Annotated in this window: 13 protein-coding genes and 1 pseudogene; 11 read left to right on the top strand and 3 right to left on the bottom strand. The window is 64.8% G+C overall.

Going from position 1 to position 14,055, the window contains the following annotated elements; translation table 11 throughout:
• Nucleotides 1-18: 18 nt before the first annotated feature.
• The 4 genes from EJ068_RS14490 to EJ068_RS14475 all read left to right on the top strand — a co-directional run bounded on the left by EJ068_RS14490 (nucleotide 19) and on the right by EJ068_RS14475 (nucleotide 5,081).
• Nucleotides 19-714, top strand: a complete 696-nt coding sequence (locus EJ068_RS14490; RefSeq protein WP_127252466.1) for an ABC transporter ATP-binding protein — start codon at nucleotides 19-21, stop codon at nucleotides 712-714.
• Nucleotides 715-895: 181 nt separating this feature from the next.
• Nucleotides 896-3,394, top strand: a complete 2,499-nt coding sequence (locus EJ068_RS14485; protein WP_189341996.1) for an ABC transporter permease — start codon at nucleotides 896-898, stop codon at nucleotides 3,392-3,394.
• A 240-nt stretch (nucleotides 3,395-3,634) separates the two neighbouring features.
• On the top strand, nucleotides 3,635-4,375 hold the full coding sequence (locus tag EJ068_RS14480) for a Bax inhibitor-1/YccA family protein (RefSeq protein ID WP_126080432.1): 741 nt from the start codon (nucleotides 3,635-3,637) through the stop codon (nucleotides 4,373-4,375).
• Between the two features lie 115 nt (nucleotides 4,376-4,490).
• The gene (locus tag EJ068_RS14475) at nucleotides 4,491-5,081 is read left to right on the top strand and encodes a GNAT family N-acetyltransferase (protein WP_127253723.1); all 591 of its coding nucleotides are present in this window, start codon (nucleotides 4,491-4,493) and stop codon (nucleotides 5,079-5,081) included.
• Between the two features lie 92 nt (nucleotides 5,082-5,173).
• Here EJ068_RS14475 and EJ068_RS14470 read toward each other — a convergent pair whose 3' ends face one another.
• Entirely contained in the window at nucleotides 5,174-5,560 is a 387-nt protein-coding gene (locus EJ068_RS14470; protein WP_128298365.1) for a DUF2794 domain-containing protein, read from the bottom strand.
• A gap of 598 nt (nucleotides 5,561-6,158) precedes the next feature.
• Here EJ068_RS14470 and EJ068_RS14465 point away from each other — a divergent pair.
• Both EJ068_RS14465 and EJ068_RS33670 read left to right on the top strand, forming a co-directional pair.
• A complete protein-coding gene (locus EJ068_RS14465) occupies nucleotides 6,159-6,917 on the top strand; it encodes an IS5 family transposase (protein WP_189512641.1) in 759 nt (252 codons plus the stop codon).
• Nucleotides 6,887-7,126, top strand: coding sequence for a transposase (locus EJ068_RS33670; protein ID WP_127882795.1), 240 nt, complete (start codon nucleotides 6,887-6,889; stop codon nucleotides 7,124-7,126). Before EJ068_RS14465 ends, EJ068_RS33670 begins: the two co-directional genes overlap by 31 nt.
• Nucleotides 7,127-7,286: 160 nt before the next feature.
• On the opposite strand, the gene EJ068_RS14455 is transcribed toward EJ068_RS33670, so the two are convergent.
• Nucleotides 7,287-8,066: a thioredoxin family protein gene (locus tag EJ068_RS14455; RefSeq protein ID WP_127252882.1), complete on the bottom strand. Its 780-nt coding sequence runs from the start codon at nucleotides 8,064-8,066 to the stop codon at nucleotides 7,287-7,289.
• A gap of 184 nt (nucleotides 8,067-8,250) precedes the next feature.
• Between EJ068_RS14455 and EJ068_RS14450 the strand changes: the two are divergent.
• A pseudogene (locus EJ068_RS14450) lies at nucleotides 8,251-8,538 on the top strand (hypothetical protein); the annotation flags it as partial.
• Between the two features lie 12 nt (nucleotides 8,539-8,550).
• Here EJ068_RS14450 and acnA read toward each other — a convergent pair.
• Nucleotides 8,551-11,241: an aconitate hydratase AcnA gene (gene acnA, locus EJ068_RS14445; protein ID WP_127252881.1), complete on the bottom strand. Its 2,691-nt coding sequence runs from the start codon at nucleotides 11,239-11,241 to the stop codon at nucleotides 8,551-8,553.
• A gap of 284 nt (nucleotides 11,242-11,525) precedes the next feature.
• Between acnA and ccmA the strand changes: the two genes are divergently transcribed.
• The 4 genes from ccmA to EJ068_RS14420 all read left to right on the top strand — a co-directional run bounded on the left by ccmA (nucleotide 11,526) and on the right by EJ068_RS14420 (nucleotide 13,953).
• A complete protein-coding gene (gene ccmA / locus EJ068_RS14440) occupies nucleotides 11,526-12,134 on the top strand; it encodes a heme ABC exporter ATP-binding protein CcmA (RefSeq protein WP_127252884.1) in 609 nt (202 codons plus the stop codon).
• A 193-nt stretch (nucleotides 12,135-12,327) separates the two neighbouring features.
• Nucleotides 12,328-12,993 carry a heme exporter protein CcmB gene (ccmB, locus tag EJ068_RS14430; protein WP_127252880.1) on the top strand — a complete coding sequence of 222 codons (666 nt, stop codon included), beginning with the start codon at nucleotides 12,328-12,330 and terminating at the stop codon, nucleotides 12,991-12,993.
• A gap of 217 nt (nucleotides 12,994-13,210) precedes the next feature.
• Nucleotides 13,211-13,378, top strand: coding sequence for a heme exporter protein CcmD (ccmD, locus tag EJ068_RS14425; RefSeq protein ID WP_126080438.1), 168 nt, complete (start codon nucleotides 13,211-13,213; stop codon nucleotides 13,376-13,378).
• Entirely contained in the window at nucleotides 13,375-13,953 is a 579-nt protein-coding gene (locus EJ068_RS14420) for a DsbE family thiol:disulfide interchange protein (protein ID WP_127252879.1), read from the top strand. The genes ccmD and EJ068_RS14420 overlap by 4 nt, the downstream gene beginning before the upstream one ends.
• Nucleotides 13,954-14,055 lie beyond the last annotated feature (102 nt).

Genomic DNA, 14,055 nt, shown 5'->3' with positions numbered 1-14,055 from the left:
ATATAGGGCGCTTTTATTGTGACAGAAGCCGTCATCGCGTTGAGGGACGTATCGCTGACGCTCGGCGAGGGCGCGTCCTCCGTCCATGTGCTGAAGGGCGTGAGCCTCGACGTGGCGGCCGGGCAAGCCACCGGCATTGTCGGCCCATCGGGCTCGGGCAAGTCCACGCTGCTGATGGTTCTTGCCGGCCTGGAACGGGTCGATTCGGGCACGGTCCGGATCGCCGGCGAATTGCTCAACGGCAAAGGCGAAGATCAGATTGCTTCGTTTCGGGGGCGCAACATTGGCATCGTGTTCCAGTCCTTCCACCTCATTCCCAACATGACCGCGCTCGAGAATGTCGCGGTGCCGCTCGAGCTCGCCGGCCATGCCGATCCGTTCGGGGTGGCCGCGCGCGAGCTCGCGGCGGTCGGGCTGAGCGACCGTGTGACGCATTATCCGGGCGAGCTTTCCGGCGGCGAGCAGCAGCGCGTGGCGATCGCCCGGGCGCTGGCGCCCTCGCCGCGCCTCCTCATCGCCGACGAGCCGACCGGGAATCTCGACCAGGCGACGGGAAAGCAGATTGCCGATCTTCTCTTCGCCAAGGCGGCGGAACGCGGCATGACGCTGGTGCTGGTCACGCATGATCCGGCGCTTGCCGCGCGCTGCGCGCGCCAGGTGTCGATGCGCTCAGGGCGGATCGAGGACGCTGCTCAGCTTAAAGTGACGGCATAATCGCATGGCGGAGACCCCCTCATCCGGCCCTTCGGGCCCCCTTCTCCCCGAGGGGAGAAGAGATCGCCGGGGCCGGCACCTCCCTCTTCTCCCCACCGGGGAGAAGGTGGCCGCGAAGCGGCCGGATGAGGGGGCCTGGCTCCGGACATTGAAGCTCGCCATCCGCTTCTCGCTGCGCGAGATGCGCGGCGGCCTGTCCGGCTTCATGATATTCCTTGCCTGCATCGCGCTGGGCGTCGCGGCGATCGGCGGCGTCAATTCGGTGGCGCAGGCGATCAGCGCAGGCGTCGCCAACCAGGGCCAGACGCTGCTCGGCGGCGATCTGCGCTTTCAGGTCAACCAGCGCAGCGCTTCGGATGCCGAGCTTGGCTTCATCAGGAGCCTCGGCACGGTTTCGCAGACCTCCGGCATGCGCTCGATGGCGCGGCTGGAAGATGGCTCCGACCAGGCGCTGGTCGAGGCCAAGGCCGTCGACGACGCCTATCCGCTCTACGGCGCGCTGGTGACTGATCCGGCGCTGCCTAAGGAGCAATTGTTCGGCGAAAGGTCCGGCGTGTTCGGCGCCGCCGCGCCAGACCTTTTGTTCGAGCGGCTCAATCTTCACGTCGGCGACCGGCTGAAGCTCGGCAGCGCCGTTTTTGAGCTGCGGGCGAGGCTGGTCAGCGAGCCGGACGCGGTGTCGGACGGTTTCGGCTTCGCGCCGCGGCTGATGATCTCCAGCCAGGGCCTCGCCGCATCCGGTCTGGTGCAGCCGGGCAGCCTGGTCGAGAACGCCTATAAGGTGAGGCTGCCGGAGGGGACTTCCGAAGCGCGGATCAAGGATATCCAGGCTCAAGCCGCGAAGGATTTCCCGCAGGCCGGCTGGTCGATCCGCACGCGCAGCAACGCGGCGCCGGCGCTGTCGGCCAATATCGAGCGTTTTTCGCAGTTCCTCACCCTGGTCGGGCTGACGGCGCTGGTGGTCGGCGGCGTCGGGGTGGCGAATGCCGTGCGCGCCTATCTCGACGGCAAGCGCGGCGTCATCGCCACCTTCAAGAGCCTCGGCGCCTCGGGCGGCTTCGTCTTCACCGTCTATCTCGTGCAGATCCTTTTGATCGCCGGCCTCGGCATCGTGCTCGGGCTGATCCTCGGCGCCGCAATGCCGTTCGTGGCGAGCGCCCTTCTGCAATCCGTGATCCCCGTGCCGGCGCAAGGCGGCTTTTATCCAGGCGCGCTGGCCATGGCGGCGCTGTTCGGCCTGCTGGTGACACTGGCTTTCGCGCTGCTGCCGCTCGGCCGCGCCCGCGATGTGCCGGCGACCGCGCTGTTCCGCGAGATGGGCTTCGAAAGCCGCGGCCTGCCACGTCTGCCCTATGCCGGTGCGGCGCTGGCGATCGTCGTTGCGCTGGCGGCGCTGGCCATCCTCTCGGCCAACGACTACCGCATCGCCTCGATATTCGTCGGCGCCACGGTCTTTGCCTTCCTGGTGCTGCGGCTGGTGGCCGTGCTGGTGCAGTGGGCGGCGAGGAAGAGCCCGCGCGTGCGCTCGGTTTCGCTGCGGTTGGCGGTGGGCAACATCCACCGTCCGGGCGCGCTGACGCCCTCGGTGGTGCTGTCGCTCGGTCTCGGGCTGACGCTGCTGGTAACGCTGGCGCTGATCGACGGAAATCTCAGGCGGCAGATCTCTGGCATCCTGCCGGAGCGGGCGCCGAACTTCTTCTTCGTCGACATCCAGAGCAGCGACGTCGATGCTTTCGCCAACCTTATCGGCAAGGAGTCGCCGCGGGGAGCGCTGGTCAAGGTGCCGATGCTGCGCGGCCGCATCATGGCGCTCAACGGCGTCGACGTCGACAAGGTGAAGATCCCGGCCGACGGCGCCTGGGTGCTGCGCGGCGACCGTGGCCTGACCTATGACGCCAGGCAGCCGGAGAATGCGACACTGACCGAAGGCGCGTGGTGGCCGCAGGACTATTCCGGCGAGCCGCTGGTGTCTTTCTCGGCCGAGGAGGGCAAGGCGATCGGGCTGAAGCTCGGCGACAGCGTCACCGTCAATGTGCTGGGGCGCAACGTCACGGCGAAGATCGCCAATTTCCGCCAGGTTGAGTGGGAGACGATGGGCATCAACTTCGTCATGGTGTTCTCGCCCAACGCCTTTGCCGGGGCGCCGCATGGCTGGCTGGCGACGCTGACCGACAAACAAGCCTCCACGGCCGACGACGCAAGGCTGCTCAACGCCGTCACCCGCGCCTTCCCGGCGGTGACGACGGTGCGCGTCAAGGACGCGCTCGACATCGTCAACCGGCTGGTCGCGCAACTGGGGACGGCGATCCGCACTGCTGCCGGCGTGGCGCTGATCGCCTCGGTGCTGGTGCTCTCGGGCGCCTTGGCCGCCGGCAACCGGGCGCGCATCCATGACGCCGTGGTGCTGAAGACGCTTGGCGCGACGCGGCGGACGCTGATTGCCGCCTTCTCGCTCGAATATGCGCTGATCGGCCTTGCGACAGCGCTGTTCGCGCTGGCCGCCGGCGGTATCGCCGCCTGGTTCGTGGTCGCGCATATCATGACGCTGCCGTCGCATTTCATGCCGGAGGTGGCGGTGGCGACGATCCTGGTCTCGCTGACGGTCACCGTCGGCATCGGCCTTGCCGGCACCTGGCGGGTGCTCGGCCATAAGGCGGCGCCGGTGCTGCGCAACCTCTAACCGAGCGCGGCTCCAAGTCCCGGCCCGATTAAATCTCTGTAAGAATGCCCGGCGGAAGGCCCAAAAACCGACCTTTCGCACTCTCACAAAGCGTTACGACCCGTTACCGTCTTGTTCTTGACGTCAAGAACTATCATATTTCGCAACAGGCATGCTGGAGCCCCGCCAGCGGCGCCTGGTCCAGGGATCAATCCAAGCGGACCTGTCACCGGACGGGGCAGAAGCAACAGAGGATTTCCAATGGCTGATCCCATTCGCAACTACCAGACGGGCGCCGCCTCCGGAGCGCGCGTCGATATCGATCAGGGCCTGCGCGCCTATATGATCAAAGTCTACAACCTCATGGGGCTTGGCCTGCTCATTACCGGCCTTGCCGCCTGGGGCGCCTTCCACCTCGCCGTCACCGGCGACGGCCAGCTGACTGGTTTCGGCCAGCTCATTTACGCCAGCGCGTTCCGCTGGGTCGTCATCCTGGCGCCGCTCGCCGCCGTGATGTTCCTGTCGTTCCGCATCCAGTCGATGAGCGTGGCGGCGGCGCAGACCACGTTCTGGGTCTATGCCGGCCTTGTCGGCCTGTCGCTGTCGACGATCTTCCTCGTCTACACCGGCACCAGCATCACCCAGACCTTCTTCGCCACGGCCGCGGCCTTCGGCGGTCTGTCGCTCTACGGCTACACGACCAGGCGTGACCTGTCGGCGTTCGGCTCGTTCCTGATCATGGGCGTGATCGGCCTGCTGATCGCGATGCTGATCAACATCTTCCTGCAGTCGTCGGCGCTCGCCTTCGCAATCTCGGCGATCGGCGTGCTGGTATTCGCAGGCCTCACCGCCTACGACACGCAGCGGATCAAGGAGATGTATTTCGAGGGTGACGTCGCCGACGTCGCCGGCCGCAAGGCGATCATGGGCGCCCTGCAGCTCTATCTCGACTTCATCAACCTGTTCATGTTCCTGCTGCAGTTCATGGGCGACCGCCGCTAAGGGCGTTACCGGTCTCACTGGACCATAGAGTTGCGAAAGGGCGGCCCAACGGCCGCCCTTTCCTTTTTTGCATGCCTTTGCTGTTATCGAGGCAGGAAAACAAACTGCATAGATTATGAGCAATATTGCGATCAGGGCTGCGACTGCGGCCGACCTTGACCGGATCACTGAAATCTACGCCGATGCGGTCGTCCACGGCACGGCGAGCTACGAGCTGGAGCCGCCCACCCGCGCTGAAATGGGGAACCGGTTCGACACTCTGGCGGCGGGCGGCTTCCCCTATCTGGTGGCGGAAAAGGGCGGCGCCGTGCTCGGCTACGCCTATGCCGGACCGTTCCGGCCGCGCCCCGCCTACCGATTCGTCATCGAGGATTCGGTCTATGTCGCGCCCGAGGCCAAGGGGCAGGGCGTCGGCTCGCTGCTGATGCGGGCGTTGATCGAAACGGCGCGCGCGGCTGGCTTCCGCCAGATCATCGCGGTCATCGGCGACGGCCGTGCCGACAGCGCCTCGGTACGGCTGCACGAGAAGCTCGGCTTCCACCATTCCGGGCGGTTGGAAGGATCAGGCTACAAGCACGGGCGCTGGCTGGACACGGTGTTCATGCAGCTGTCGCTGAATGGCGGCGCAGAGCTGCCACCTGATCCTGATTCGCTGCCGGAGCGGCGGTTTCGGGAATTGAGAGGAATTGAGGAACTGAAGAATTGAGGAATTGAAGAAAGACGGCTGCGAACTGGCGCGTCAGGCGCCCTTTTCCTCAGTTCTTCAATTCTTCAGTTCCTCAATTCCTCTTTTTTCCCCTAAGCCTCGACGACCTTCAGCTTGGCATCGAAGACCCCAAGCACGCGGCCGAGTTCCTGGCCGCGCTTGAGGATGCGGCCGCCTGCCGCGATGACGGCGAAGGCGCCTTGGCGGCGCGCCAGCTTGGGGTCCTTGACGATCTGGAACAGCGGCACTTCGCTGGCCCGGCGGAAGATGGAAAAGACAGCGCGATCAGTGAGATGATCTATAGCATAGTCGCGCCATTCATTGGCCGCCACCATGCGTCCGTAAAGCCTCAGGATCTGATCGAGCTCGCGCCGGTCGAATCGCACCGGCTGGTCGAGGCGTGCGCTGCGCGCCTCGTGCAACGGGATCAATATTCCGGATGCTTCCCCATCCTCCGTCCCGCCGCTGTGATCGGTCATGCCTCGATCCTTCGATTGAATCATGCGCCGGCCAAGGTTCGCGCTTTCAGGATCGAATTGCAAGGGCCAGCCAGGCATGCGCACGGTCGCGCGCTTTCCCAATCGTCCAGTCACGTTTGCGAAACATGTGTTGGAATTGGTGATCCTCTGCCACAATCTCGCCACAAATAATCCGCGCTCATGCCCCAATCTCCGACGAGTTTACCGGCGTTGCCTGAGACGGTTCGGTCCGGCACCGGCTCGTAAACCCCAAGCCCCCCGCCCACGGGTCAGCGTCGGATCGAACCAACCTCGGTTTTTCCTTGGAAAAATCAGGTGCGACGATCCCAAAACCTGAATGACCGGCGTCAGAAGCAAGCTGACGCCGGTTTTTTATTTTTCCTTCTCCCCTTGTGGGAGAAGGTGGCCGAGCGAAGCTCGGTCGGATGAGGGGTGTTGGAAGGAATGAGGCGGTGGCGGTTTCGAGCTTATGGCCAAGCTAGAGCACCCCTCATCCGTCTCGGCGCTGCGCGCCGATCCACCTTCTCCCACAAGGAGGGCTTTGCACGGATCTGAGTTGGTGATTCCGTATGTCCGGCATGAAGGGGAGATGATTCGGATGGTCGATCGCGTGCTTGGACAACTGAGCCTTGCGGATGGGCTGGTGTGGTCGGATGTGACGGAGCTTGACCAGATCTCGCGAGTGATCGACTGGGTGCCGATCAAGGCGCTTCTTGGTCAGCGCAGCGGACCAGGACGGGGCAACATTAGCTATCCGGCTGAGGCCTTGCTGCGCTGTCTGCTGCTTGGCGTGTGGAACAATCTCAGCGATCCTTCGCTGGAGGCACAACTGCGCGACCGGCTGTCGTTCCGCCGCTTTGCCGGTTTCAGCCTGTCGGACCCCACGCCGGACCATTCGACGTTGTGGCGTTTCCGCGAGGAGCTGAAGTGCGATGGGCTGATCGACCGGGTGTTTTATGAGATCACGCGGCAGCTTGAGCAGAAGGGGCTGATCGTCAAGCGCGGCACGTTGATTGATGCCTCCTTCATGCAGGCCGCCGCGCGCCCGCCGGCGAAGCCGGAGGCGACGGCGCGGCCATCGGTTGATGGCGAGGCACGTTGGGGACGCAAGGGCAACAAGACCGTGTTCGGCTATAAGGTGCACAACGGCGTCGACGATGCTCATACGCTGATCCGGCGCATGGACTTCACGGATGCATCGGTCACCGATACCGAGCCGGCCGACGGCCTGATCATCGGGGACGAGAAGGCGGCCTATGGCGACCAAGCCTACTACACCCATGCCCGCCATGCCCGGCTGAAGCAGGCCGGCATCAAGGACCGGCTGTGCACAGAGCCAACAAGCACCATCCGCTGACGCCGCGTCAGAAGCAGCGCAACCGGCTGATCTCGAAGGTGCGGGCGGCAGTGGAGCGGCCGTTTGCAGTGTTCAAACAGCGCTACGGCATGCGGCGACTGCGCTTCTTCAACCTTGCGACCAACCGGACGCAGTGCATGCTTGCCGGCTGCGGCTACAATCTGCAAAGAGCGGCCGCAGTCCTCTTCCCAAAGAGGAAGCCGGCATGAGGCGCAGTCCGCCCAAAATCCACTGCCAAGGCGGCCTGAGGCCCCAAGAGCGAGGCAAAATAACCCGCCAAAGCGGCCAGAGCGCCTTTAAAACGCCCATCCGCCTCGTGCGCTAAATATCGACTCCCATGCAAAACCCTCACAAGGGGAGAAGGGGTATTCACGGCTTATGGATGAAGGCGGCGCCGAGGATCGGGCCGGGCATGCCGTCCTTGCCGACCGACTGCAGCAGCACCGCGCAGCCGCCTTTCTTGGCGATCTCGGTCAAAGGCAATTCGTAACGCTGGGCCTTGCCGTGCCACATGCCGGCGGTCTGGATGTCGGAAACCGCGTTCCAGTAGGTCAGGCTGCGGCCGCTGTTCTCGCCCTGGCCGATCTTCACCATCTGCGGCGGGTCGAAATAGACGATCACCACATGGGCATCCGCCGGGCCGTTGCCGGCATCGCCGGCGTCGATCATGACGCGGTCGCTGGTGCGGCTCACCTTGATCGCGACCCGCATGCCGTCGCCGGTCCTGTCCATGCGGGCCAAGGCGCCGTCGACATCCTTGCGGCTGGCGCCGTTGACGTGACTGCGGCCATTGATGACGGCTTGCGGCGTATAGACCGAGCGGCTGCCGAAGGCGCGCATATAGTCATATTGCCGCTCGGTGTTCTCCTTGGTGCTCAGCGTGTCCTGCCAGCCGAGATAGTCCCAGTAATTGACGTGGTAGGCGAGCGCGATGATATCGTCCTTGCCGGCGAGCTCGGCGAAGAACTCGTCCGCCGGCGGACAGGAGCTGCAGCCCTGGCTGGTGAACAATTCGACCACGCCCAAGGGCCTGTCGATTTGGGGCTTGTCGGTCTGGGGCTTCTCAGGCTCGGCTGCAAGGGCCACGCCGCCCAACGCCGTAAGGGCCAGCGCTACTGCCGCAAGCCGCAATCGTCCTCGAAATGCCATGACTTTTCCAATTCCCGCCGGTAACGCCGGCTTTGTTCTGATTGCTAAAATATGTGGCAGAAGCGGCGGTCAACGGGAAGTCACGTTGCGGTGAAATTTTTGCTGTTGCAGCCGCAGGTAAGGGCGCAATAGGAGAGCGTTTGCATTTCAAGGCGCGGTTCGATTCGGGAGCAGCATCCCCGCCATGTGGCAAACTCTCCTGACCCCTGTCGATCTTTATTGCGAACGGACGGGATCAGGACTTTGGGCCGAGTCGGCTAATGCTTTGACCAACCTTGCTTTCATTGCCGCGGAACTGTTGGGCGCCCGGCAAGTGCGGCGATACAAGACCGGCACCTTCGCCGAGGTGCTGGCCTGGTGGATGGTCGTGATCGGCATCGGCTCGACCCTGTTCCTCGCCAGCAAAAGCACGATCTGGGCCGACATCCTGCCGATCGCCGGTTTCACGCTGGCCTACACGCTGTTCAACCTACTCCCTTGCTGCTTAAGCAGCCAGATCGCGCAACACGTACTGCAGGATGCCGCCGTTCTTGAAGTAGTCGAGCTCATCCAGCGTATCGATGCGGCAGATGATCGGCAGGTTCTTCACCGTGCCGTCGCCATAGGTGACCTTGGCGACCATCTTCTGCCGCGGCTTGATCGCGTCCAGCCCGTCGATCTCGACCAGCTCGTCGCCCTTCAGATTGAGCGAAGCCCATGAGGTGCCTTCCTCGAAGACGAAGGGGATGACGCCCATGCCGACCAGGTTCGAGCGGTGGATGCGCTCGAAGGACTGGGCGATGACCGCGCGGACACCGAGGAGGTTCGTTCCCTTGGCCGCCCAATCGCGCGAGGAGCCGTTGCCGTATTCGACGCCGGCGAAGATGACCAGCGGCACGCCGTCCTTCCTGTACTCCATCGCCGCGTCGTAGATCGACATCTCCTCCTTGGAAGGATAGTGGATCGTGTAGCCGCCCTCGCGGCCGTTCTCGCCCAGCATATGGTTGCGGATGCGGATGTTGGCGAAGGTGCCGCGCATCATCACCTCATGGTTGCCGCGCCGCGTGCCGTACTGGTTGAAGTCGGCGACGCCGACGCCATGCTCGGTCAGGTACTTGCCGGCCGGCGAGGCGGCCTTGATCGAACCCGCCGGCGAGATGTGGTCGGTGGTGATCTTGTCACCGAAGAGGCCGAGCACGCGCGCGCCCTTGATGTCGCCGACCTTGCCGAAGGCGCGGCCCATGCCGGCGAAATAGGGCGGGTTCTGCACATAGGTCGAATGGTCGTCCCAGGCATAGGTCTGGCCTTCCGGCGCCTTGACCTTCTGCCAGTAGGCGTCGCCCTTGAAGACGTCGGCATATTTGCGGGCGAACAGCTCGCGGGTGACGTTCTTCTCGATGAACTCCTGGATCTCGGCCGAGGTCGGCCAGATGTCCTTGAGATAGACCGGCTTGCCGTCGCTGCCCTCGCCGAGCGGCTCGGTGGTCAGGTCCTTGGTCACCGTGCCGGCCAGCGCATGCGCCACCACCAGCGGCGGCGAGGCGAGGTAGTTCGCCTGCACGTCCGGCGAGACGCGGCCTTCGAAGTTGCGGTTGCCGGAAAGCACCGCGGCTGCGATCAGGCCCTTGTCGTTGATGGTCTTGGAAATCGGCGCCGGCAGCGGGCCGGAATTGCCGATGCAGGTGGTGCAGCCGAAGCCGACCAGGTTGAAGCCGATCTGGTCGAGCTCCTTCTGCAGGCCGGATTTTTCCAGATATTCGGCCACCACCTGGCTGCCGGGGGCGAGCGAGGTTTTCACCCACGGCTTCTGCTTCAGGCCGCGCCGGTTGGCGTTGCGGGCCAAGAGGCCGGCGCCGATGAGCACGCTCGGGTTCGAGGTGTTGGTGCAGGACGTGATGGCGGCGATGACGACGTCGCCATGGCCAAGATCGTGGCCGGTGCCTTCGACAGCATAGCGCTTCGAGATCTCGGCGGCCTTCTTGTATTCGGTCTCCATCGCCTTGGCGAAGCCGGCCGGAACGTCCTGGAGGGCGACGCGGCCCTCGGGGCGCTTCGGCCCGGCCATCGACGGCACGACATCGCCGAGGTCGAGCTCAAGCAGGTCGGTGAAGACCGGATCGGCCGAGCCGGCATCCCGCCACATGCCTTGCGCCTTCGAATAGGCCTCGACCAGCGCGATGCGGCTTTCCTCGCGGCCGGACATGGTGAGGTAGCGGATGGTTTCCGAATCGACCGGGAAGAAGCCGCAGGTCGCGCCATATTCCGGCGCCATGTTGCCGATGGTGGCGCGGTCGGCCAGCGTCATGTTGGAGAGGCCGGGGCCGAAGAACTCGACGAACTTGCCGACGACGCCCTTCTTGCGCAGCATCTGGGTGACCGTGAGCACCAGGTCGGTGGCGGTGACGCCTTCCTTGAGCCTGCCGGTGAGGCGGAAGCCGATGACCTCCGGCAGAAGCATGGAGACCGGCTGGCCGAGCATCGCGGCCTCGGCCTCGATGCCGCCGACGCCCCAGCCGAGCACGCCGAGGCCGTTGATCATGGTGGTGTGCGAATCGGTGCCGACGCAGGTGTCCGGATAAGCGACAGTCTCGCCATCCTCGCTGTTGGTCCACACCACCTGTCCCAGATATTCGAGATTGACCTGGTGGCAGATGCCGGTGCCGGGCGGCACGACGCGGAAGTTGCGGAAGGCCTGCTGGCCCCATTTCAGGAACTTGTAGCGCTCCTCGTTGCGCTCATATTCGAGCTCGACATTGCGGGCGAAGGCCATCGGCGTGCCGAACTCGTCGACGATGACGGAATGGTCGATGACCAGGTCGACCGGCACCAGCGGGTTGATCTTTTCCGGATCGCCGCCGAGCGCCTTGATGCCGTCGCGCATGGCGGCGAGGTCGACCACGGCCGGAACGCCGGTGAAGTCCTGCATCAGCACGCGGGCAGGGCGATAGGCGATCTCGACGCCGGCGGTGCCCTTGTCGGCCAGCCAGGCGGCGACCGCCTGGATGCTCACCTTGGTGACGGAGCGGCCGTCTTCGTTGCGGAGCAGGTTCTCCAGCAGCACCTTCATAGAATAGGGCAGCTGGGCGATGCCGGTGAGGCCATTCTTCTCGGCCTCAACGAGGTCGAAATAGACATAGTCCGCACCACCCGCGGTCAGGGTGCGGCGGCAATTGAAACTGTCGAGGGATTTTGACACGTGCGATCCGTCCTTGTCTGTTCAGCCTGAAAGGGAACGGACGCCGATGGCATGCAATCACGCGCAAAGGTGCGGGTACGGCCATTTCCGCTGTCCGCTCCCAAGCAACCCGAGCCGTTCAAGGCGGCGCGTGCGCTGGTTCGGCGCTAATTCTGTTCCCGCGCCGACCGCTGGCACGGATGAACCGCATATAGAGAATTTCCTGGAATAGTTCTAGACAGACAAAAGGCAAATTTGTGCGATGCGGCGACGGCCGCGAAACGGTGCTTTCGGAACGGGCAATGATGCGGCTGATCGCCGAAAATCTGGGCGGCGAGCGCGGCGGCGAGGCGGTTTTTTCCGGCATCGGCTTTGCGCTCGACAAGGGCGAAGCGCTCATCGTCACCGGGCCGAACGGCTCGGGCAAATCGACCCTGCTGAGGGTAGTCGCCGGGCTGCTGCCGGTTGCCCGGGGCAAGGTGCTGGTCGAAGGCGGTGGCGAGGCTTTCCCGACGGTCGCCTCCGCCTCGCATTATCTCGGCCATCTCAACGCGATGAAGACGGCGCTCAGCGTCGAGGAGAATCTCGGCTTCTGGCGGGCCTTCCAGGGCGAACCGGCATTGAGCGTCGAGGAGGCGCTGGAGACGGTGGCGCTCGGCGGGCTCGGGCATCTGCCCTTCGGCTTTCTGTCGACCGGGCAAAGGCGGCGGGTGTCGATCGCCAAGCTTCTGGTCAGCCATAGACCGGTATGGCTGCTGGATGAGCCGACGGCGGGGCTGGATAAGGCTTCGGAGGAGCGGTTCGCGGGGCTGATGCGGGGCCATCTGCGCGACGGTGGGATTGTGGTTGCGGCGACGCATTTGCCGTTGGGGCTGGAAGGGGCGCGCGAGCTGCAAATGAAGGTAGCCCGTTGATGTTTGCGCCAGGCCCCCCTCTCTGCCCTGCCGGGCATCTCCCCCTCAAGGGGGGAGATCAGCAGTTCAGGCGCCCCGATGGCCTTGCCACGCTGGAGATTGGCGAAGGCCGGGGTGGCATCCAATCTCCCCCCTTGAGGGGGAGATGGCCGGCAGGTCAGAGAGGGGGGCCTGGGCGCAGGCATGTCAAATCATGCTAGCCCTCTTCCTCCGCGACATCCGCCTTTCCATCCGCGCCGGCGGCGGGGCGCTGGTCGGCGTCATCTTCTTCCTCGCCGTCATCGTCACCATACCGTTCGGCGTCGGGCCCGACCTCAACCTTCTGTCGCGCATCGGCCCGGCGATTCTTTGGATCGCGGCGCTGCTCGCCTGCTTGCTCGGGCTCGACCGGCTGTTCCAGGCCGACCGCGAGGACGGCTCGCTCGACCTTCTTGTCCTCAACGGCGACCGGCACATGCTGGCGCTGACGGTGCTGACGAAATGCCTGGCGCACTGGGCGGGCAGCGTGCTGCCGCTGGTGGTCGCCGCTCCCTTGCTCGGCCTGTTCATGAACATGGAGCCGCTCGGCATCGGCGCCACGGCGCTGACGCTGCTCATCGGCACGCCGGCCATCACCTTCATCGGCGCCGCGGGTGCGGCGGTAGCCGTGGCGCTACCGCGCGGCGGGCTGCTGATTTCGGTGCTGGTGCTGCCGCTCACCATTCCGGTGCTGATCTTCGGCGTTTCGGCAAGCTATGGCGCCGTCGCCGATTCGGCCCCGTTCCTACAGCCCTTCCTCATTCTTGCCGCGCTGACGCTGTTTCTTGCCGTGGTTGGGCCCCTGGCGGCGGCGTTGGCGCTGCGACACGGGACGGATTGAGGCGACGAAGACGTTTATTTCGCTGCGGCGCCGAGACGATTGCGGGAAAGCCGCGGCGGGGCTAGACCAATCCGCGAAAAGCGCGAGCGGTTTTTCCGTCCAAATTGCGTCAGAACAAGGAAATGGAGCGGATCACTGTCTCTATCAAACGGTGAAACGCTCAGAGGAAAGACATGATCGGAACGATTGGCATGGCGGAGAATGGGGAGCGGTCGACGTGAGCACGCACGCCCTGTTCGTCACCGCCGCCTACGCCATCACGGGCGTCGTGCTGACCGTGCTGATCGGCTGGATCCTGCTCGACCAGCGGGCGCGCAAGCGCGAACTCGCGGCGCTCGAAGCGGCCGGTGTGCGTCGGCGTTCGGACAAGGCCGTCAAGCCATGAGCACCGGGACCGAAGCTCCGGCGCCGCGTCGCCGCTTGTTCGTGCTTTTGCCGCTACTGGTGTTCCTGGGACTGGCGGGGCTGTTCCTGTCGCAGCTTCTGTCGGGCCGCGATGTCGCCGAGATCCCCTCCGCGCTGATCGGCCTGCCGGCGCCGCAGACCAGCCTGCCGCCGCTGGAAGGGGTGAACCTGCCGGGACTCGATTCCAAAAGCTTTGCAGGCAGGGTGACGCTGGTCAATGTGTTCGCGTCCTGGTGCGCGCCGTGCCGCGAAGAGCATCCGGTGCTGCTCGGCCTGTCGCAGGACAAGCGCTTCACGCTTGCGGCGCTGAACTACAAGGACCAGCCGGAAAACGCCCGCCGCTTCCTCGGCGATCTCGGCAATCCCTATCAGGCGATCGGCGTCGACCCGGCCGGACGCGCGGCGATCGACTGGGGTGTCTACGGCGTGCCGGAAACCTTCGTCATCGGCAAGGACGGCAAGATCGCCTACAAGCATGTCGGGCCGCTGACACCCGACTCCGTGAGGACGCTGCTGTTGCCGCAAATTGAGAAGGCCTTGGCGGCGCGGGGTTGACGCCCCCTCATCCGGCCGCTTCGCGGCCATCTTCTCCCCTAGGGGAGAAGAGGTTGGCGCCGGCGCTTACCTGTTCCTCTCCCCCTCGGGGAAAGGTCGGAT

It is taken from the genome of Mesorhizobium sp. M2A.F.Ca.ET.043.02.1.1 (assembly GCF_003952405.1).
Classification (GTDB): domain Bacteria; phylum Pseudomonadota; class Alphaproteobacteria; order Rhizobiales; family Rhizobiaceae; genus Mesorhizobium.
The sequence above is the reverse complement of the archived record's forward strand: the minus strand, read 5'-3'. Positions and strand labels throughout refer to the sequence as shown.

What these genes read in the sequence shown, in the direction of transcription:
- EJ068_RS14485 (WP_189341996.1), top strand. Translation starts at nt 896, where the DNA reads ATGCGCGGCGGCCTGTCCGGCTTCATGATATTCCTTGCCTGCATCGCG.
- EJ068_RS14480 (WP_126080432.1), top strand. Translation starts at nt 3,635, where the DNA reads ATGGCTGATCCCATTCGCAACTACCAGACGGGCGCCGCCTCCGGAGCG.
- EJ068_RS14475 (WP_127253723.1), top strand. Translation starts at nt 4,491, where the DNA reads ATGAGCAATATTGCGATCAGGGCTGCGACTGCGGCCGACCTTGACCGG.
- EJ068_RS14470 (WP_128298365.1), bottom strand. Translation starts at nt 5,560, where the DNA reads ATGACCGATCACAGCGGCGGGACGGAGGATGGGGAAGCATCCGGAATA.
- EJ068_RS14465 (WP_189512641.1), top strand. Translation starts at nt 6,159, where the DNA reads ATGGTCGATCGCGTGCTTGGACAACTGAGCCTTGCGGATGGGCTGGTG.
- EJ068_RS14455 (WP_127252882.1), bottom strand. Translation starts at nt 8,066, where the DNA reads ATGGCATTTCGAGGACGATTGCGGCTTGCGGCAGTAGCGCTGGCCCTT.
- ccmA (WP_127252884.1), top strand. Translation starts at nt 11,526, where the DNA reads ATGCGGCTGATCGCCGAAAATCTGGGCGGCGAGCGCGGCGGCGAGGCG.
- ccmB (WP_127252880.1), top strand. Translation starts at nt 12,328, where the DNA reads ATGCTAGCCCTCTTCCTCCGCGACATCCGCCTTTCCATCCGCGCCGGC.
- EJ068_RS14420 (WP_127252879.1), top strand. Translation starts at nt 13,375, where the DNA reads ATGAGCACCGGGACCGAAGCTCCGGCGCCGCGTCGCCGCTTGTTCGTG.